Raw genomic sequence first — 19,743 nt, forward strand, 5'->3', positions numbered from 1 at the left:
GCGCCGCAGGTACTCCTCGCCGCTGCTAATCACCTGCCTCGCCCCTCTCTGTTGACGGCGGCGTCAGGCCGATGGCCCTGGCCCAGAGCTTGGTGAGCAGCGCCACGGCCGTCTCCTCGTCCGCTTGCTCGCCCAGATCCAGCCAGACGTGGGCGAAGTGCTCCACCATGCCGCCCAACATGATGGCCGTCAGCCGCGGATCCAGCGCGGGATCGGCCAGCCCCTGCTCCTGCAGCCGCCGCAGCCCGTCGGCGCCCCGCCGGACGAACACCTCGCGCAGCTCCAGCAGCAGCCGCCCGAACCGGTCCGCGTCCGTGGCCGCGTGCTCCAGCATCCGCACCAGCCGCGAGTTGGCCGCCCAGGCCCGCAGGTAGAGCCGGTTGGCGGCCTCGATCCGCGCATACGGGTCGTCCGGCGCGGGCCCCACCACGGACTCGGCGAACATCGCCCCCACCGCGGCTCCCGCCACCTCGCCGAACAACGCCTCCTTGGAGTCGAAGTAGGTGTAGAACGTCCCGTGAGACACCCCGGCCCGCGCGCACACGTCGTCGATCCGCACGGCGTCGTACCCCTGCGTCTCGAACGCGGCCCTGCCCGCCTCGATCAGCGCGGCCCGCGTCCGCCGCCCGCGCCCGGTGAGCACCTCAGACCTGACGATCACGTCAACTACGCTAACGCCATCCGGGCGCACAGAAAAGGGCCCGACGCGAGGTCGGGCCCTTTTGGTGTTGCTTGCTGCCGTCAGGTGCAGTGGGACCAGCCGGAGGTCCAGCTGAGGGTGCTCCAGGAGCCGCCCCACTGGACGCACTTCTTGACCGCGGCCAGGCGGATCGGGCCCGCGTAGGCGGTGAAGCTGCCGGGGTTGCCGCCGCTGCCGCCGTTCTGGACCTTCAGGGTGGCGTTCATCGCCACCTTCTTCGGATAGACGTAGCGCGACATCGTCACGACGCAGTTCTTACCGTTCCCGTACAGCAGGTAGATCGTGGCGCTGCTGCCCAGCGCGTGCGAGTCGATGACCTTGAAACCGGCGCCGCACACCGAGGTGGCGGAGTACGGGTTCGGCTTGGGAGGGGTGGTCGTCGGCTTGGTGGTGGGCTTCGTCGTCGGCTTGACCGTCGGCCTGGTCGTCGGCTTCTTGGTCGGGCTGGCGCTCGGCTCCGGAGCATCGGTGATCGTCGGCGGGGTCTCCTGGTTGGGGTCCGTCGAGTCGGTGTTCTTCGGCTTGTGCGTGGGCTTGTGTGTCGGCTTCGTCGTCGTCGGAGCCGACGTCGGCGGGGCCGTGGTGGGAGCCGGGGCCTGGGTGACGGTGACCTGGATCGGCGGCTGCTTGAGGTGCTTTTCCTTGGTCTTGGTCGGGTCCGGCTGCTCGACCGTCAGCGTCGGCACCGGCTGCGGGTCGCCCGTGGGTGCGGTGGGCTGCTCGACGGGCGGGTCAGCGGGCTGGCCGCCGGCCGAGCCGTCCGTGGGGGTCGACTGCGAGGCGTTGCCCACGGCCACGACCTGGGTGGGGCGGGAGTTGGCGTTCACCACGACGGCGCCGGCCACGACCAGCAGGGCCGCCGCCGCGGCGCCGGACAGGGCGAGGGTCAGGACGCGGCGCTGCTTGACCGCCGCGCCGTCCACCGCCGGCTTCGGCTGCTGGGGCGGGACCTGGGAGCCGGGCTGGAACAGATTCGGCCCGCCACCCGGCTGGCCCGGTCCCTTGGCGTGCGGCCCCTGCGGGTTCGATCCGTGCGCGTTCGGTCCGTGCGGATTCGCGCCCTGGGCGTTCGGTCCCTGGGGCTTGGCGCCGGGTGCGTTCGGTCCCGGTGCGTTCGGGCCGGGGGCGTTGGGAGCCTGCGCGTTGCGGCCTGAGGCGTTCGGAGCCTGGCCGGCGGGGCCGCCCGGAGCTCCGGGGGCGTTCGCGGGCCGGCCGGGGGGCGTACCGCCGGCGGAAGCGGCCGCGGGCATGCCCAGGGGGCCGGTGACCGGCGGCTGACCGTGCCACGGTCCGGAACCCGGCTGGGCGGTCTGGGGGCCGGGCGGGCTGGGGCTCGGGTGGGCGCCGGAGACGGGGGCGATGGCGGCGTTGGGGACCGGCTGGCCCGTCAGGCGGAGGATGAGTTCGTCGGCGGTGGGGCGCTGGGCGGGGTCCTTCGAGAGGCAGGCCGCGACCAGCCCGCCGAGGACGCCCTCCATGCTGCCGAGCTGCGGCTCCTCGTGCAGGATGCGGTTCATCACCACGGGGATGGAGTCGGCGCCGAACGCGGGCTTGCCCGTGGCCGCGAAGACCATCGTGACACCCCAGGCGAACACGTCGGCCGCCTCCGTCACCGGGTCCCCGCTGAGCTGCTCGGGAGCCAGGTACGACGGCGTGCCCATGGCCATCCCGGTGGCCGTGGCGCCGGGCGCGTCCAGGGCGCGCGCGATGCCGAAGTCGATCACGACGGGACCCTCGGGGCCCATCAGCACATTCGCGGGCTTGAGGTCGCGGTGCAGGATGCCGGCCCGGTGGATGGCCGCCAGCGCGGTGGCCGTACTGATCGCGAGCCGCTCCAGCGCGGCCCCGCGCCGCGGACCCTCGTTGATCACCAGCTCGCGCAGCGAGGGTCCGGGGATGAACTCGCTGACGATGTACGGCCGGCTGCCCTCGAGGTCGGCGTGGAGCACCGGGGCGGTGCTGAACCTGGCCACCCGCTGGGCGACGGCGACCTCGCGCAGGAACCTGCTCCTGGCCTCGGCATCGGCCACCAGCGACTGGTGCAGCAGCTTGATCGCCACCTGTTCGCCCGAGTCGCTGCGGCCCAGGTAAACGATGCCTTGACCACCCTCGCCGAGCCGGGCGACGATGTCGTAGGCGCCCAGCCGCCGCGGTTCGTCCGCCGCGAGCGGCTGGTTCTGATCCACGTCTGACCCCCATTTGTCATGAACAGGCGGGGCAAAACGCTACCAGTGTGGCCATTGTTACGTCTTCCGGACGTGACAGATCTTTCACGTTCTGGACAAACCGGTCACGGACGCCGCAGGTCAGGACCCAGGTCACGGCTTGGTCAACGCCATCGGAAACGCATCCGATCCGCTGCGGAGGATCTTGACCGAGCTGTCCGAAACTCCGTGAAACGGTCGCGGAGGCGTGTCAGATCGCCTTGCCGGGGTTCAGGATGCCCAGCGGATCGAAGACGGCCTTGATGCCGTGCTGGATCTCCTGGACCACCGGACCCGACTCCAGCGCCAGCCAGCGCTTCTTGAGCAGGCCGACCCCGTGCTCGCCTGTCAGGGTGCCGCCGAGTTCCAGGGCGTGGCGGAAGACCTCGTCGGCGGCGGCCCAGACCTCGGGCGGGGGCTCGGCCGTGCCGTGGTCGAAGATGAACACGGGATGCAGGTTGCCGTCACCGGCGTGGGCCACCGTACAGATCTTGACCGAGTGCCTGCGAGCGGCCTCCTCGACCGCGGTGATCATCTCGGGCAGCTTGGAGCGCGGGACGCAGACGTCCTCGACCAGGCAGGCGCCCAGGCGCTCCTTGGCCTGGTAGGCCATCCGCCGGATGCCGATCAGCTCTTCCGTCTCCTGCGGCGAGGAGGACACCGCGACGAAGCTGGCCCCGTTGGCCTCGCACAGCTCCTGCATGCGCTGTGCCACCTCGGGCGCGTCGGAGGCGTCGGACTGGCCGATCAGCATCGCCATCGTGCCCGGCTCGAGCCCGATGTTGCGCCAGTCGTCGATGGCCTCGAGCGTGGCGCGGTCCAGCAGCTCCATCAGCGAGGGCTGGCATCCGGCGGCCATGATGGCGGCCACGGCGGCGCCCGCGTCGCGCAGCGAGCCGAACTCGGCCGCGAACGTGGCCGGCTCCACGGAGGGCACGCGGCGCAGCCGTACCGTCGCCGACGTGATCACTCCGAGCGTGCCCTCAGAGCCGATGAACAGCCCGGTCAGGTCGTAGCCCGTCACGCCCTTGACCGTGCGCCGCCCGGTCTCGAGTACGCGCCCGTCGGCCAGCACGACCTCCAGGCCGAGCGCCGAGTCGCGGGTCACGCCGTACTTCACGCAGCGCAGCCCGCCCGCGTTGGTGGCCAGGTTGCCGCCGATCGTGGAGATCTCGTAGGAGGACGGGTCCGGCGCGTACATCAGGCCGTACTCGCGGGCCGCCTTGTCCAGGTCGGCGTTGATGACGCCCGGCTCGACGACGGCGAGCTCGTCGGCGGGGGAGATCTCCTTGATCGCGGTCATCTTGGCCAGCGACAGGATGATCGCCCCGTCGCCCGCCGTGGCGGCGCCGGCCAGTCCGCTGCCCGCGCCGCGCGGCACCACGGGCACCCGGTGCTCGCTGGCCCACTTGAGCGTCGCCACGACATCATCGCGGCTGGTCGCGAGCACGACGCCGAGCGGCTTGCCGGGCTCGAGAAAGGTCCTGTCACGGGCGTAGGAATCGATGACGTCGGGGTCGGTCAGCACGCGGCCTTCAGGCAGGGCGTTCACCAAGGCATCAATCACAGGTAAACACTACGGTTTGCACCGCTTGTTACTTAAGGCCAGACTGCCTAAGTGGATGTGACGTGCCCGGTCTGTAAGCAAGATGACCAGGTTGCCTCTGTGCCGGGAGTTGTCGCCGCGGGGACCACGTACCGAATCGGACGCGTCAGGCCTCCCGGCGAGCGAGAGATCGCCGACCTGCCGACGTCCCTGTCGCTCGGCGGCGCCACCAAGCAGGTGATGCACCGCACGCAGCTGGCTGTGTGGCTCTCGTTCCCCTCCCGTCACTACGCGGCCTCGAACAGGAACGCCGGCTATCTCATGCTGTTAGGCGCGGGCCTGGTGCACCTGGTGTCCTCGCTCGTCATCGCGATGGGCAAGCAGTCGAGCTGGACGGAGGTGCTGCTCGCGCCGCTGTGCCTGACGGGCCTGTTCTGGGGGCTCGGCCTGCTGTTCGTGCTCAGCTCGTACGGCGCGCGCAAGCGCGACGCCGCCGAGGGCCCCGCCAGGGACAAGGCGCTGCAGGTCTGGGAAGGCCTGTACTACTGCACTCGCGACAACCAGGTGTTCGAGCCCGGCATCGACATGGCCTTCCCGCCGGCGCAGATGCGCGAATACATCTTCGGCTTCAGGCCGCATTCCTCTGCTGCTGGAAGAGATTAGGTCTTCTGCTTCTGTTGGAAGAGCTTTCTCTTGTACGGCGAGCTCTTGTACGGCGAGGCCGCCGCGACCGGCCGCCCGCCGTACTCCGGCTGAGGGCCCGCGACCGGCGCTTCCGGCGAGTCGGGGACGCTTGCCCGCCGTCACGGCGATTCGTTGTCCGGGCACCACGGCCCCCCTGGCCCGCCGTACAGGGCGCCGGACGACCGCCGTGCCACGACTCGCCGACCCCGGCGCGGGAATGCGCCTCGCCGTACGGGAAGCGCCGTGCGGGAAGCGCCGTGCGGGAAGCGCCGTGCGGGAAGCGCTGCGCGGGGCGGGAGGTGCTATCTGGGTGGGGACCAACCCAGGTGGGTTCCGTGCGCCGTGACGGTGCTCAGCCATGTCCTGCTAGCCGTGGCGTCTCCCTGGACAGGGCCCGGCCGAAGTACGGCGAGAGGCGGTGGGGCGGCTTCGCCGTACTTCAGAAAGAGCAGGTCCTGACTTCAGAAAGAGCTGAAACTAACTTCAGAAAGAGTCGTGGGCGTCGGAGACCACGCGGACGCAGGTGATGAGGCCGCGGATGGCCTGCTCGAGCTCCTCGAGGTCCGGGTAGGTGGGGGCCAGGCGGATCGTGCGGTCGGCCGCGTCGTCGCCGTAGGGGTGGGTGGCGCCGGCCGGGGTGACCGCGATACCAGCGGCCTTGGCCTTGGCCACCACCTCGCGGGCGTGCGGCACCTCCAGGCTGATGAAGTAGCCGCCGCGCGGGCTCGACCAGGTGGCCAGGTCGCCCAGCTCCTTGGTCAGCAGCCGGTCCACGGTCTCGAACTTGGGCCAGATCAGCTCGGCGTGCCTGCGCATGTGCGCGGCCACGCCGTCGGCGTCACGCAGGAACTCCACGTGCCGCAGCTGGTTGATCTTGTCGGGGCCGATCGACTGCTTGGCGGTGTTGGCCAGGAACCACTCGACGTTGGCCGGCGACGAGCCGAAGAACGACACGCCGCTGCCCGCCATCGTGACCTTCGAGGTCGAGCCGAAGACGAACGTCCGGTCGGCGTTGCCGTACTGCTCGCACTGGGCCAGCAGGTCGGCGAGCTGGTCGGGCGTGTCGGTCAGGTGGTGCACCGCATAGGCGTTGTCCCAGAAAATCCGGAAATCGGGGGCGGCGGTCGGCATCGAGGCCAGGCGGCGGACCACCTCGTCGCTGTAGGTGGCGCCGGACGGGTTGCTGTACTTCGGCACCGACCAGATGCCCTTGACCGAGGCGTCCTCGGCGACGAGCCGCTCGACCACGTCCATGTCGGGCCCGTCGGCCCCCATCGGCACGGGCACCATCTTGATCCCGAACCGCTCGCAGATCGTGAAATGCCGGTCATAGCCTGGCACCGGGCACAGGAACGTCACGTCCTGCTCCACCCAGCGCCGCTCCGCCCCCGGCGCCTTGGTCAGCAGCGCGTGCACGATCGTGTCGTGCATCATCGCCAGCGAGGAGTTGCCCCCCACGACCAGCTGCTCGGCCGGCACCTGCAGCAGCGGCCCGAACAGCTCCCGCAGCTTGGCCAGCCCCTGCAGGTTTCCGTAGTTGCGCCCATCGGCGCCGTCGGCGCAGGTGTAAGACGCCGGAAGTTTGAGCATGTCATTGGAGAGATCGAGCTGACGCGACGACGGCTTGCCCCGGGTGAGGTCGAGCTTGAGTCCCTGCTGGACGAGGGCGGCGTAGTCACGCTGAGCACTCACGAAATCTCCTCCGATCGGTGAAATACCGAGGATAGGAGACTCAAGTGGCCGCCCGGGCCCGATGTCCACCATGTGGACAGAGGGAGATTTTCCGTTATACCGCTTCACGTGGGGCGATCGGAGGCGTGAAATGGGGAGATCGAGGCACGCAACACTCCGGGGTGGAGGGGAGCAGCCGTGACGACCGTTCGCGAGACCTCGTTCGAGCAGGTCAGGCGCCGCCGGACCGGGACGATCCTCGTGTCCTGGATGTCGACGACCGACCACAAGATCATCGGCTACTTGTACCTGATCACCTCTTTCGTGTTCTTCCTCATCGCGGGCGTCATGGCCATGGTCATCCGGGCCGAGCTGGCCCAGCCGGGGCTGCAACTGGTCTCCCAGCAGGTGTACAACCAGTTGTTCACCATCCACGGCACCGTGATGCTGCTGCTGTTCGCCACGCCGCTGTTCGCCGGGTTCGCCAACGTCGTCATGCCGCTGCAGATCGGCGCGCCCGACGTGGCCTTCCCGCGGCTGAACGCCGTAGCGTACTGGCTGTTCCTGTTCGGCGGGATCATGGTGCTCGCCGGGTTCATCACGCCGACCGGCGCGGCCGACTTCGGCTGGTTCGCCTACGCGCCGCTGAACTCGCCCACCTTCAGCCCGGGCCTCGGCGCGGACCTGTGGCTCATGGGGCTGGCGTTGTCCGGCCTCGGCACGATCCTGGGCTCGGTGAACTTCATCACCACGATCATCTGCATGCGCTGCCCCGGCATGACGATGTTCCGGATGCCGCTGTTCACCTGGAACACGCTGCTGACCAGCATGCTCGTGCTGATGGCCTTCCCGGTGCTCGCGGCGGCGCTGCTGGTGCTGGAGATCGACCGCAAGCTGGGCACGCAGGTGTTCGAGTCGGCCAACGGCGGGCCGATGCTCTGGCAGCACCTGTTCTGGTTCTTCGGCCATCCCGAGGTCTACATCATCGCGCTGCCGTTCTTCGGGATCATCACCGAGGTGATCCCGGTCTTCAGCCGCAAGCCCATCTTCGGCTACATGGGGCTGGTCGGCGCGACGATCTCCATCGCCGGGCTGTCGATGACGGTGTGGGCGCACCACATGTTCGCCACCGGCCAGGTGCTGCTGCCGTTCTTCTCGTTCATGACGTTCCTCATCGCGGTGCCCACCGGGGTGAAGTTCTTCAACTGGGTCGGCACCATGTGGCGCGGGCATCTGAGTTTCGAGACGCCGATGCTGTTCGCCATCGGGTTCCTGATCACCTTCCTGCTCGGCGGGCTCACCGGCGTCATCCTGGCCTCGCCGCCGCTGGACTTCCACCTCAGTGACAGCTACTTCGTGGTGGCGCACTTCCACTACGTGGTGTTCGGCACCGTGGTGTTCGCGATGTTCTCCGGGTTCTACTTCTGGTGGCCCAAGATGACCGGGCGGATGCTCGACGACCGGCTGGGCAAGCTGCACTTCTGGACGCTGTTCATCGGCTTCCACACCACGTTCCTGGTCCAGCACTGGCTCGGGGTGCTGGGCATGCCCCGGCGGTACGCCGACTACAGCCCGGCCGACGGGTTCACCACGCTGAACGAGATCTCCTCGCTCGGGGCGTTCCTGCTCGGCCTGTCCACGCTGCCGTTTCTCTACAACGTCTGGAAGACGGCGCGCAAGGCGCCCAAGGTCACGCTCGACGACCCGTGGGGCTACTGCAACTCGCTGGAGTGGGCGACCTCCTGCCCGCCGCCGCGCCACAACTTCCTGCGCATCCCGCCCATCCGTTCCGAGCGCCCGGCCTTCGACCTGCACTACCCGCGCGAGGTGCCCGCGATCGAGGAGCCGGAAGAGGCGGAGAAGTCCGACTGAGCCCGCCCGCGCGAGGCGCCGCGCTCTTTCGTACACTGGAGGTTAGTAAGTACTCACTCACCTCTGGAGGGGTCATGAAGCTCTCCGTACTGGGCGCCAGCGGCGGCATCGGCAGGCACGTCGTCACCCTCGCGCTGGCCGACGGGCACGAGGTCACCGCGGCCGTGCGGGATCCGGCACGGCTCGCCGTACAGCACGACAACCTCAGGGTCGTGCGGGCGGACGCGCTGGACGCCGGTTCGATCAAGGACGTCATCGCGGGCAGCGAGGCCGTGCTGTCGGGGATCGGGGCCGCGGGGCGCAAGGACCCGCTCAGGCCCGCCTCCACCTCCGCCAGGGCCGCGCTGGAGGCGATGGCGTCGACGGGCGTGCGGCGCATCCTGACGGTGAGCGCGGGCCCGCTCAACCGGACGGGCGCGGGACAGTCGTTCGCGTCACGTCGCGTCTTCGGGCCGCTGCTGTGGGCGGTGCTCAGGGATGTCTACACCGACCTGGCGCGGATGGAGCGGATCCTGCGCGACAGCGACGTGGACTGGACCGTGGTACGCCCGCCGCGGCTGCTGAACGCCCCCGGCACGGGAACCTACCGGCACCTGGTCGAGGGCGGGCCGGGGGGCGCGTCCATCACCCGGGCCGACGCGGCGCGGGCGATGCTGGACTTCGTGACGATGCCGGAGACCTTCCGCCACGCGGTGGGGGTGAGCGCCTAAAGCGCGGGTCGGGACGTGACCATGGAAGCTCTTCCTTGATAACCAGCGAGATAGGTCTGACCCCCTTTTCAGAGGTGGCCTCCGGTGCTTGTGTGGAAATGGCGTTCGCCTATCTAAGGAGATCGGCGATGACAGGCACCAAGACGCACTTCGATCCCGAGACGGCCCCCTGCGGGAAGAAGTCCGGCGGAGAACGCCTCGTCGACGACGATGGCTATGGCCTGGTGATCCGTGACCAGTTCTTCGACTGCGGCTGCCGCAGGATCCGGCACGAGTACCACGACGGGAGCATCCATCTGTCCGCCATCCGCCACGACGGGAAACGGGTGAAGGACGCGTTCCAGGCTGATCACGGGAGCTGATCGCGCATGATCGACGTGCTCATCGTCGGAGGCGGCGGAGCGGGGCTCCGGGCCGCGATCGCCGTGGCGGAAACCGACCCCGCGCTCGAGGTGGCCGTCGTGTCGAAGGTCTATCCGATGCGCAGCCACACCGTCTCCGCCGAGGGCGGCGCCGCCGGGGTGATCGGCGATGGCGACACGCTCGACGAGCACTGCTACGACACGATCTCGGGCGGCGACTGGCTGTGTGACCAGGACGCGGTCGAGGCGTTCGTGGCCGAGGCGCCCAGAGAGCTGATCCAGCTCGAACACTGGGGCTGCCCGTGGAGCCGCGAGCACGACGGCACCGTCGCCGTCCGCCCGTTCGGTGGCATGAAGCGAGAGCGCACCTGGTACGCCGCCGACAAGACCGGCTTCCACCTTCTCCACACCTTGTTCCAAACAACCCTAAAATATCAGGACATCAAGCGGTACGACGAGTGGTACGTCACCAAGCTCCTCGTCGACGACGGCCGGGTCCACGGCGTCGTGGCGGTCGAGATCCGCACCGGCCGCATCGAGACGATCGCCGCCAGGACCGTCATCCTGGCCACCGGCGGCTGCGGCCGCGTCTTCCCGTTCACCACCAACGCCGCGATCAAGACCGGCGACGGCATGGCGCTGGCCTACCGGGCGGGCGCGCCACTGAAGGACATGGAGTTCGTCCAGTACCACCCGACGGGCCTGCCGTTCACCGGCATCCTCATCACCGAGGCGGCCAGGGCGGAGGGCGGCTGGCTCATCAACAAGGACGGCTACCGCTACCTGCAGGACTACGACCTCGGCAAGCCCACCCCGACGCCGAAGCTGCGCAGCATGGAGCTGGGCCCGCGCGACCGCGTCTCGCAGGCGTTCGTGCACGAGCAGGAGAAGGGCCGCACGGTCGACACCCCTTACGGGCCCGTCGTCTACCTGGACCTGCGCCACCTGGGCGAGACGAAGATCGACACCAGGATCCCGTTCGTCCGCGAGCTGTGCCGCAGCTACCAGAACCTCGACCCGGCCACCGACCTGATCCCGGTGCGGCCGGTCGTGCACTACATGATGGGCGGCGTCCACACCGACATCCACGGCGCGACCCCCGTCGCCGGCCTGTACGCCGCGGGGGAGACGGCCTGCGTGAGCATCAACGGCGCCAACCGGCTGGGGTCGAACTCGCTGCCGGAGATCCTGGTCTTCGGCCGCCGGGCGGGACTGGCGGCCGCCGAGTTCGCCCGCGAGCACCGGCAGTCCGAGCCGCCGGCCGTACGCAGTCAGGGGGCCGACGAGCAGCGGCGGCTTGAGCGCGTGCGGGGCGGCAACCCCGACGGCGAGCGGATCGCCGACCTGCGCGAGCGGATGCAGCACACGCTGGAGAGCGCCGCCGGCATCTACCGGACGGGCACCGAGCTGGCCAAGGCCGTCGACACGCTCGCCGAGCTCGATCGCCGGGCCCAGGACGCCCGCCTCGACGACACCAGCACCGCGTTCAACACCGAGCTGATCACCCTGCAGGAGCTGCGCTCCATGCTCGACATCGCGCGGACGATCGCCGCCTGCGCGCTCAACCGGCGCGAGTCGCGCGGCGCGCACCAGCGCACCGACCATCCGGCCCGCGACGACGAGAACTACCTGGCGCACTCGCTGGTGCACCGCTCGCCAGACGGCACGCCCTCCGTCGGGCTCCTGCCCGTCACGATCACCCGCTGGCCCCCGGGGGAAAGGGTTTACGGCCGTGACTGAAGCCAAGCAGCAGGTACGGCAGGCCGTAGGGACCATCACCCTGGAGGTCGCGCGCTACCGGCCGGGGCAGGACGCCGAGCCGGTCTTCGAGAGCTACGACGTGCCCAGGATGGACGACTGGGCGGTGCTCGACGGGCTCACCTACATCAAGGACCAGCTGGACGGGTCGCTGTCGTTCCGCTGGTCGTGCCGGATGGGGATCTGCGGCTCGTGCGGCATGACCGTCAACGGCGAGCCGCGGCTGACCTGCGGCACGTTCTTCACCGAGTACGGCGACGGGCCGATCAGGATCGAGCCGCTCAAGGGGTTCCCGGTGATCAGGGACCTGGTGGTGGACATCGACGACTTCCTGGCCAAGCTGTCCTCGGTGCGCCCCTGGCTGATCCGCGAGGGCGAGGAACTGCCGCTGACCGCCGAGTACGCGCAGACGCCCGAGCAGCTGGAGGCGTTCAAGCAGTACAGCATGTGCATCAACTGCATGCTGTGCTACTCGGCCTGCCCGGTCTACGTGCTCAACCCGGACTTCCTCGGGCCCGCGGCGATCGCGCTGGCCCAGCGCTACAACCTGGACTCGCGGGACATGGGCGACCGCTTCGACGTGCTCAACCTGGACGAGGCGGTGTGGGGGTGCACCTTCGTGGGCGAGTGCACCCGGGCCTGCCCCAAGCACGTGGATCCGGCCGAGGCCATCCAGCGCTACAAGGTGACCGCCGCGCTGCGGTCCGTGCTGCCCTTCTCGGCCAAGCGGGGCAAGCGATGACCACCTACCGCGCGCCGCGCGACTTCGCCTGGTTCCTGCGCAGGCGCACCTACACGGTGTTCGTGCTGCGGGAGCTGACCAGCGTCTTCGTGGCCTGGACCGTGGTGTTCCTGCTGCTGCTCGCCGACGCGGTGCTGAGCGGGACGCTCGCCGACTTCGAGGCGTTCGCCCGGCAGCCGTGGGTGATCGCGCTGAACCTCGTCGGGCTGGTCGCGACCGCCTTCCACTCGGTCACCTTCCTCAACCTGGCGCCCAAGGCCACCGTCGTCCGGCTCGACGGGTACCGGCTGCCCGCCTGGATGATCCAGGGCGGCAACCACTCGGCCTGGCTGGTCATCTCCGCGATCATCGCCTTCTTCGTGCTGCGGGGGTTCCGATGAGACGCACGCTCGAGCCCTACCTGTGGCTGCTGTTCAGCGGCGGGGGAGTGGTGGCCGCGCTGGTGCTGCCCGTGCTGGTGCTGCTGTTCGGGGTGCTGATGCCGCTCGGCGTGCTCGACTGGCCCTCCGCCGATCATCTGCAGGCCCTGCTGGGCAACGTCGTGGTACGGCTGGCGCTGCTCGTCGTCGTCGTGCTCTGCCTGTTTCACGCAGCGCATCGGATCCGATTCACCAGTGAGGAACTGCTCGGGATCGCCAGGTTCGACCTGGCCATCGCGATCCTCTGTTACGGGGCCGCGATTTTCGGCGCTGCGGTGGCCGTGCTCGTCCTGTTCTGAAAATCGGACAGCACGTCACATTTCGACAACGTTCTTTACTATTACTTTATCTGACGTCTAACGTCCGAGTTTGTGCCCAAAAGACTGCGAATCTTGGCGGCGTTACCCGCGGCCGCGCTCCTCGCCGCCGCGCTGACGGCGCCCGCTCCCGCCTCAGCCGCCGGCTACCAGCCCGGCCCGGCCGACTTCTACATCAATTACGCCCCGCCCCGGGTCGACAACGATCCCGCGGAACCCGGCCTGCCGGGGCAGCAAGCCCGGTCCCTGACGCCGGCGCAGAAGGCCGACAGGAAGTTCGTCAGTGGCAACCCGGCGGCCGCCCGGGTGCTCGCGGCCCGCGAGAACGAGGCCATCAGGACGGGACTCAACCCCGCCGACTTCATCTTCAAGAGGGCCAAGCAGACCAAGACCGCCAAGCTGCTCACCCTCCTCGTCGAATTCAACGACCAGGCGAATGACGATTTTTCCGGCTATAAGCGGTTGCGCACCACGAACAGCGCCCCCAACGACTGCGTGACCGAGCCGCAGGGCACGATCAAGAACGGCCCGCTGCACAACAAGCTCCCCGACCCGGCAACCCTGCCGCACAAGGACGACAACACCTACTGGGTCAAGGACTTCAGCACCCAGCACTTCAACACGATGCTCTACACCGACAAGGGCATCACCGAGCGCGTCCGCCCCGACCTGAAGGACCCCCGCGACGGCAAGCCCGGCATCGACATCTCCGGCTACACGATGAAGAAGATGTACGAGGAGATGTCCAAGGGCGCCTACTCCGTCACCGGCTCGGCCGTCGGCTGGGTCCAGGCGCCGCACTCCGAGGCCTGGTACGGCGCGGCGGCCTGCGGCGGCGTCCCGCAGGACATGAGCGGCCACCCCGACAACCCGCGCGGCGCCGGGCAGCTGGCCATCGACGCGGTCGACGCGCTGGCCAAGGCGCAGCCGAACTTCCCCTGGGCCGACTACGACCAGGAGGACGTCTCCGACTTCGACGGCGACGGCAACTACGCCGAGCCCGACGGCGTCATCGACCACCTGGTGCTGATCCACGCGGGCAAGGACAAGTCCGCGGACGGCGGCGCCGAGGGCACCTACGCCATCTGGGCACACTCCAGCGCGGTGGCCGGCGGTTACAGGATCCCCGGCGCCGACAAGAAGATCTCCAACTACATCGTGCAGCCCGAGGACGCCGGCGTCGGCGTGTTCGCCCACGAGTACGGCCACGACCTGGGCCTGCCCGACCTCTACGACACCTCGGGCGCGGCGAGTTCCGACGTGGACTTCTGGGACCTGATGTCCAGCGGCTCGCACTCGGGGCCGATCTTCCAGTCGATGCCCTCCCACATGGGCCTGTGGGACAAGTGGGTGCTGGGCTGGGCCAACCCGAAGGTGTTCAACCCGGGCGACTCCGCCCGCGTGGTCACCGTCGGGCAGTCCTCGCGCACGCCCCGCTTCACCGAGGACGGCGTCCGCGTCAACCTGGCCAGCACGCCGCAGAAGATGCTCGACCCGCACAGCGGCGCCAAGGCCTGGTGGACGGGCCAGGACCAGGAGTGGGCCGACGTCAAGGTGGCCCGCGAGGTGCAGGTGCCCGCCGGGACCGACCTGAGGTTCTGGATGTGGAACAACTACGAGACCGAGCAGGACTGGGACTCCGGCTTCGTCGAGGTCTCCACCGACGGCGGAGACACCTGGACCCAGCTGAAGGTCCGTGACGAGGCCGGCAACGAGGTCTCCACGCCGGACGACTATCCGGACCCGAACAAGAACCTGCAGGCGTTCGGCAACAAGAAGCACGGCCTGACCGGCACGTCGAACGGCTGGCGGCACGACTATGTGGACCTGACGCCGTACGCGGGCCAGACGATCAAGCTGCGCCTGGACTACGACACCGACGCGGCCACCACGCTGCGCGGCTGGCACGCCGACGACTTCCAGCTCACCAACGGCGGCGCCGCCGTGTGGAGCGACGACGTCGAGGGCGGCGACAACGGCTGGAAGGCCACCGGCGGCTCGTTCACCAACACCAGCGGCCAGGGCTGGACCATCAACAACGGATCCCGGGAGATCTCCCGGTTCTACCTGGCCGAGTGGCGCAACTTCGACGGCTTCGACAAGGGCCTGCAGTACGCCTACGACACCTCCTACTCCCGCGACGGGTCGTGGAAGGTGGAGAAGGTCAAGTACGACGCACCCGGGCTCCTGGTCTGGTACCGCGACTCGACCTACACCAACAACGTGCTGCTGCCGAACCTGGAGAACCCGCCGAGCGTGGGCACCAAGGGCAGCCTGCTGATCGTGGACTCGCACTACGAGCCGCTGCGCCGTACCGGCACCGCGGCCGACAAGGACCCGACGCTGCGCAAGAACATGGAATCGCGCACGCAGTCCTCCAACGCGGCCTTCACCTTCGGCAAGACCTACCCGCTCAAGGAGTGCCTGGAGGCGCCGGCCGAGCCGTTCAGCGAGTACTGCACGGACGTGCCCGCGCTGAAGGGTGTCTCCGCCTTCACCGACGCCAAGACCTGGTACCCGGGCATGGAGGTGCGCGACGGCGCCCTCGGCTACCGCGACTTCGACGCCTCGATGGTCGTGCCGTCCAAGGGCGACCAGACCTACAACACGCGCGTGGTGCACGCCGACGGCACCCCCGCCACCGAGCTGTACGGCCAGCAGCTGCCCAACGGCGCGGTTCTCGGCACCGGCAATCCCGGTGACGAGGGCAAGGCGCTGGGCGTGCAGTTCAAGCTGATCGCTCCGCTTCCGGGGAATCTGGGGGCACTCGTGAAGGTTGTTCCGCCTCTACGATGAAGGGTCATGAGTGACCTGCGGAGCAAGGCCGACCACACCGCGGCCATCCGGCGCGACCGCCGGATGGCCGTGGTGGTCAACACGCGCTCGCGCCGCGGCCGCCGCCACTACTTCGAGGCGCTGGACCTGATCCACCGGCAGGGGTTCGAGCCGCTCGGGGAGTTCTCCGTGGTCAACCCCAAGCGGCTGCGCGACCACCTCGACAAGGCCCTGGCCCTGGAGCCGGACGTGCTCGTGGTCGGCGGCGGCGACGGCACGCTGTCGTCGGCGGTGCGCCACATCGCCCACCGTGACGTGGCGCTCGGCGTGCTGCCGCTCGGCACCACCAACAACTTCGCCCGCAGCCTGGGCCTGCCGCTCGACCTGCCGGGCGCCATCCGGGTGTTCTCCGAGGGCAAGGTCGCAGACATCGACCTGGGCATGGCCGACGACCGGCCCTTCGCCAACCTGGCCAGCTTCGGCGTCTCCGTCGAGGTGGCCGGCACGGTCAAGCCGTGGCTCAAGCGCCTGCTCGGCCGACCCGCCTACCCGCTGACCGCCCTGCGGGTCCTGCCGGGGCACCAGCCGTTCCGCGCCTACATCACGGTCGACGGCAAGCGGCACGAACTGCTCACCCACCAGCTCAACATCGCCAACGGCCGCTTCCACGGCGGCTGGCAGGTGGCCAGGGACATCAGCATCGACAACGGGCAGCTGGTGGCCTACCAGCTCGGCTCGGGCAAGCGGCTGCGGCTGCTGCTCGAGACGCTGGCCAGGGCCACCACCGGCCGCTGGCGCAGCCTCGCGGGTGGGCCGTTCGTGGTGGGGCGGGAGATGCTGCTCGAGACCGACCCGCCGATGGCCGCCGACGTCGACGGCGAGGTACGGCTGCGCACCCCGATCCGGCTGCGCGTGGTGCCCAACGGCGTGCGCGTGATGGTGCCCGAGGCGTTCGTCGACAGCTAGACCCTGGCGATCGAATAACCGGTTGGCAGGGCGGCGCGTCAGGCCCTAGCGTGCGGTGGTCGCCGTGACGAGGAGGGAACTTGCTGGAAGCCGACGTGCACGCCTACCTCAGGTCAGTGGCAGGGCCGCACGCCCATCGGGTGGGGCCGTTCGTGATCCGGTTCGACGAGCACGACGACGCTCTCCCCTTCAACTACGCCATCCCCGACGACGGGGCGGCGCCCACCGCGGACGACATCGGCGAGCTGGTGCGGGCGTTCCGGTCGCGGGCTCGGACGCCGCGGCTGGAGTACGTCCCCACCGCCGCTCCGAAGGTGGAGGAGGCGCTGCTCGGCTTCACTCCCGAGGGCCGCTTCCCGCTCATGGTGTGCCGCCCCGACGAGGCGGCGGATCCCGTCACCGAAGGCGTGCACGTCGTCCTCGTGACCGAGGACGCCGACCTGTGGCGCGTCGCCCAGGTGATGAACGCGGCCTTCGACGCGCCCGCCGCCACCGAGCACGACGTCGCCCGGCTCCGCCGGGCCCTGGACGGCGGCGGCCTCGTCGCCTCCGCCACGGACACCGCGACGGGCGAGGCGGTCGGCGCAGGGCAGCTCGGCAGCCCGTACCACGGCGTCGCGGAGGTCGCCGGGATCGCCGTCCTCGCCTCGCACCGGCGCCGCGGCATCGCCGGCGCCGTCACGGCCCTGCTCACCCGCGCGGGCGGGGCCGCCGGGATCACCACGCCCTTCCTCACGCCGGGCGATGACGAGGCCGGCCGGGTCTACGCCCGGGTCGGCTACCGCAAGGTCGGCGAGATGCTGCACACCTCCCTCCGGTAGCGGGTCTGGCCCGGAATTCACCCTTAGGTATGACATGGTTCGGCTTCTCGGGTGATGTAAGCGCGGGCGCGGGAGTGCACCCTTGATCGCATGAGACCGACAGGGTGGATGGGCGGGGCCGTGCTGGCCCTGGCAGGTGCACTGGTCGTGGCGTCATGCGGGCAGGGTGCGACGGGCGCGCACCACGGGGATCCTGCCTCGGCCCCCACCGCGACGACGCAGCAGGCTCACGCCGGACATGGGATGAAGGCCGAGGCGCCGCCCCCGGCCGCGCCGTTACGGGCCGGGGAACGGTTCGTCACGCTGAAGATGCCCCAGCCCTACACCCCGGCCGCTCCCGCGGGCGCGACCGACGAATACCGGTGCTTCCTGCTCGACCCGCAGCTGCAGAGCCCGGCTTACCTGACGGGCAACCAGTTCCTGCCGCAGAACACCGACCTGGTCCACCACGCCATCGTCTACGCCGTCGACCAGGCCGGCGCCGACAAGGCGCAGGCGCTGGACGCGAGCACCCCCGGCGAGGGCTGGACCTGCTTCGGCGACGCCGGGATCGAGAACGGCAACTGGATCGGCCACTGGGCGCCCGGAGCCAACGAGACGCTGCTCACCCAGCGCGTCGGCCACCCCGTCGCGGCAGGCAGCCGGCTGATCCTGCAGATCCACTACAACCTGCTGGCCAGCGAGGGCAAGCCGGCGGGCAGCGACCAGTCCGGCATCCGGCTCAGGTTCGCCGACGGGGCGCAGAAGCTCACGCCACTGGAGACGACCACGCTGCCCGCGCCCGTCGAGCTCCCCTGCACCAAGCAGGAGTCAGGCCCGCTGTGCGACCGCGCCGCCGCCGTCGACGACCTGGCGCACCGCTTCGGCCAGCAGGCGCGCGAGACGGCGGACTTCCTCGGCAAGACCTGCGGTCATGGCAAGGCGCTCGCCCCCGGCGACACGCAGAGCTGCAGCAGGAAGCTGCCGGTCGGCGGCACGGTCTACGCCACGGCCGGGCACATGCACCTGCTCGGCCGCTCGATCAAGGTCGAGCTCAACCCCGGCAAGCCCGGCGCGCGGACGCTGCTGGACATCCCGCAGTACAACTTCGACGAGCAGGCCATCCGGCCGCTACCGCAGCCGGTCGCGGTCAAGAAGGGCGACACCGTCCGCGTCACCTGCACCCACGACGCGGGACTGCGCAAGATGCTGCCGGCTCTGAGCCACCAGCCCGCCCGCTACGTCGTCTGGGGCGAGGGCACCAGCGACGAGATGTGCCTGGGCCTGCTCATCTGGTCTCCGGGCCACTAGAGCTTTCCCAGGGAGCGGGCGAGGATGGTCGCCGTTCGGGCGATGGTCTTCTCGTCGGGGGCGGCGCTCGCCTCGCGGCGGGTGGTGTAGATCGCCATGATGACGGGGGCGGCATGCTTGGTGGGCCAGATGACGGCGATGTCGTTGGCCCCGCCGTACACGCCCGCGGTGCCGGTCTTGTCGCCGATGGTCCAGGTCTTGGGCAGGCCCGCGCGGATACGGGCGTCACCGGTACTGGTGGCCAGCAACCAGCCGATGAGGCGGGTCCTGTCCTTCGGCGTGAGCGCCGTGCCGGTGGTGAGCTTACGGAGGTCGGTGGCGGCGGCCGCGGGCGTGGTGGTGTCGCGGCGCTCGCCGGGCTTCCAGTCGTTGAGCTCGGACTCCCAGCGGTCCAGGCGTGACACCGGGTCGCCGAGCGAGCGCAGGTAGCGGGTCAGGCCTGCCGGACCTCCGATCTGCTTGAGCAGCAGGTTGCCCGCGGTGTTGTCGCTCACCGTGATGGCCGCCTCGCAGAGCCGCGCCACGGTCAGCCCGTCCTCGACGTGCTTGGACGTGATCGGCGAGTTGGGCTTGAGGTCGCCGGAGGTCCAGTGCAGCACCTTGTCCATCAGCCCCGGCGCGGAGGTGCGGGCCTGGTGCAGCACCGCCGCCGCCACCAGCGCCTTGAACGTGGACAGCAACGGGAAGCTCTCCGCGGCCCGGTAGCCGACCGTCTTCCCGGTCGCCGTGTCCAGCGCGAACGCCCCGATCCGGCCGTGGAAGGACGCCTCCAGGGCGCGCAGCTCCTGGCGCAGGCCAGTGGCCTGTGCGGGGAAGGGCGCGCCGGCCAGGATCGTGATCGTCAGCGTGGCCAGCGCGAGGGCGCGGCGGTTTCGCATGTCGAGGTTCCCTTGCTCTCGTCCGTCA

Annotated in this window: 17 protein-coding genes; 12 read left to right on the plus strand and 5 right to left on the minus strand. The window is 69.8% G+C overall.

The window, feature by feature from the left end:
- Nucleotides 1-25 precede the first annotated feature (25 nt).
- From ACIBHX_RS05295 to ACIBHX_RS05305, 3 genes are all read right to left on the minus strand, one after another.
- Nucleotides 26-661 carry a TetR/AcrR family transcriptional regulator gene (locus ACIBHX_RS05295; RefSeq protein ID WP_397064408.1) on the minus strand — a complete coding sequence of 212 codons (636 nt, stop codon included), beginning with the start codon at nt 659-661 and terminating at the stop codon, nt 26-28.
- Nucleotides 662-741: 80 nt separating this feature from the next.
- Nucleotides 742-2,886, minus strand: coding sequence for a serine/threonine protein kinase (locus ACIBHX_RS05300; RefSeq protein ID WP_397064409.1), 2,145 nt, complete (start codon nt 2,884-2,886; stop codon nt 742-744).
- Between the two features lie 229 nt (nt 2,887-3,115).
- The gene (locus ACIBHX_RS05305) at nt 3,116-4,471 is read right to left on the minus strand and encodes an FAD-binding oxidoreductase (RefSeq protein WP_397064411.1); all 1,356 of its coding nucleotides are present in this window, start codon (nt 4,469-4,471) and stop codon (nt 3,116-3,118) included.
- A gap of 99 nt (nt 4,472-4,570) precedes the next feature.
- Here ACIBHX_RS05305 and ACIBHX_RS05310 point away from each other — a divergent pair, with 99 nt between their 5' ends.
- A complete protein-coding gene (locus ACIBHX_RS05310) occupies nt 4,571-5,113 on the plus strand; it encodes a hypothetical protein (protein ID WP_397064413.1) in 543 nt (180 codons plus the stop codon).
- A 504-nt stretch (nt 5,114-5,617) separates the two neighbouring features.
- On the opposite strand, the gene ACIBHX_RS05315 is transcribed toward ACIBHX_RS05310, so the two are convergent.
- Nucleotides 5,618-6,826 (minus strand): aminotransferase class I/II-fold pyridoxal phosphate-dependent enzyme, encoded by a 1,209-nt coding sequence (locus ACIBHX_RS05315; protein WP_397064414.1) that lies wholly within the window; start codon nt 6,824-6,826, stop codon nt 5,618-5,620.
- Between the two features lie 177 nt (nt 6,827-7,003).
- Between ACIBHX_RS05315 and ctaD the strand changes: the two genes are divergently transcribed.
- The 11 genes from ctaD to ACIBHX_RS05370 all read left to right on the plus strand — a co-directional run bounded on the left by ctaD (nt 7,004) and on the right by ACIBHX_RS05370 (nt 18,837).
- Entirely contained in the window at nt 7,004-8,677 is a 1,674-nt protein-coding gene (ctaD, locus tag ACIBHX_RS05320; protein ID WP_397064416.1) for a cytochrome c oxidase subunit I, read from the plus strand.
- Nucleotides 8,678-8,751: 74 nt separating this feature from the next.
- Nucleotides 8,752-9,387: an NAD(P)-dependent oxidoreductase gene (locus ACIBHX_RS05325; protein WP_397064418.1), complete on the plus strand. Its 636-nt coding sequence runs from the start codon at nt 8,752-8,754 to the stop codon at nt 9,385-9,387.
- 128 nt (nt 9,388-9,515) lie between these two features.
- Nucleotides 9,516-9,749 carry a hypothetical protein gene (locus ACIBHX_RS05330; protein ID WP_397064420.1) on the plus strand — a complete coding sequence of 78 codons (234 nt, stop codon included), beginning with the start codon at nt 9,516-9,518 and terminating at the stop codon, nt 9,747-9,749.
- Between the two features lie 6 nt (nt 9,750-9,755).
- Complete coding sequence (frdA, locus tag ACIBHX_RS05335) at nt 9,756-11,489, plus strand: fumarate reductase (quinol) flavoprotein subunit (RefSeq protein WP_397064422.1); 1,734 nt, start codon at nt 9,756-9,758, stop codon at nt 11,487-11,489.
- Entirely contained in the window at nt 11,482-12,249 is a 768-nt protein-coding gene (gene sdhB, locus ACIBHX_RS05340) for a succinate dehydrogenase iron-sulfur subunit (RefSeq protein ID WP_397064424.1), read from the plus strand. Before frdA ends, sdhB begins: the two co-directional genes overlap by 8 nt.
- Complete coding sequence (locus tag ACIBHX_RS05345; protein ID WP_397064425.1) at nt 12,246-12,629, plus strand: hypothetical protein; 384 nt, start codon at nt 12,246-12,248, stop codon at nt 12,627-12,629. The genes sdhB and ACIBHX_RS05345 overlap by 4 nt, the downstream gene beginning before the upstream one ends.
- Nucleotides 12,626-12,967, plus strand: coding sequence for a fumarate reductase subunit FrdD (gene frdD / locus ACIBHX_RS05350; protein ID WP_397064427.1), 342 nt, complete (start codon nt 12,626-12,628; stop codon nt 12,965-12,967). Before ACIBHX_RS05345 ends, frdD begins: the two co-directional genes overlap by 4 nt.
- 93 nt (nt 12,968-13,060) lie before the next feature.
- Nucleotides 13,061-15,781, plus strand: coding sequence for an immune inhibitor A domain-containing protein (locus ACIBHX_RS05355; protein WP_397064429.1), 2,721 nt, complete (start codon nt 13,061-13,063; stop codon nt 15,779-15,781).
- A gap of 6 nt (nt 15,782-15,787) precedes the next feature.
- A complete protein-coding gene (locus ACIBHX_RS05360) occupies nt 15,788-16,726 on the plus strand; it encodes a diacylglycerol/lipid kinase family protein (protein ID WP_397064431.1) in 939 nt (312 codons plus the stop codon).
- Between the two features lie 80 nt (nt 16,727-16,806).
- Entirely contained in the window at nt 16,807-17,547 is a 741-nt protein-coding gene (locus ACIBHX_RS05365) for a GNAT family N-acetyltransferase (RefSeq protein WP_397064433.1), read from the plus strand.
- 90 nt (nt 17,548-17,637) lie between these two features.
- The gene (locus ACIBHX_RS05370; RefSeq protein ID WP_397064435.1) at nt 17,638-18,837 is read left to right on the plus strand and encodes a monooxygenase; all 1,200 of its coding nucleotides are present in this window, start codon (nt 17,638-17,640) and stop codon (nt 18,835-18,837) included.
- Here the strand turns inward: ACIBHX_RS05370 and bla are convergent.
- Nucleotides 18,834-19,715: a class A beta-lactamase gene (bla, locus tag ACIBHX_RS05375; protein WP_397064437.1), complete on the minus strand. Its 882-nt coding sequence runs from the start codon at nt 19,713-19,715 to the stop codon at nt 18,834-18,836. The genes ACIBHX_RS05370 and bla overlap by 4 nt on opposite strands.
- Nucleotides 19,716-19,743: the final 28 nt, after the last annotated feature.

This window comes from Nonomuraea sp. NPDC050536 (assembly GCF_044457685.1).
Classification (GTDB): Bacteria; Actinomycetota; Actinomycetes; order Streptosporangiales; family Streptosporangiaceae; genus Nonomuraea.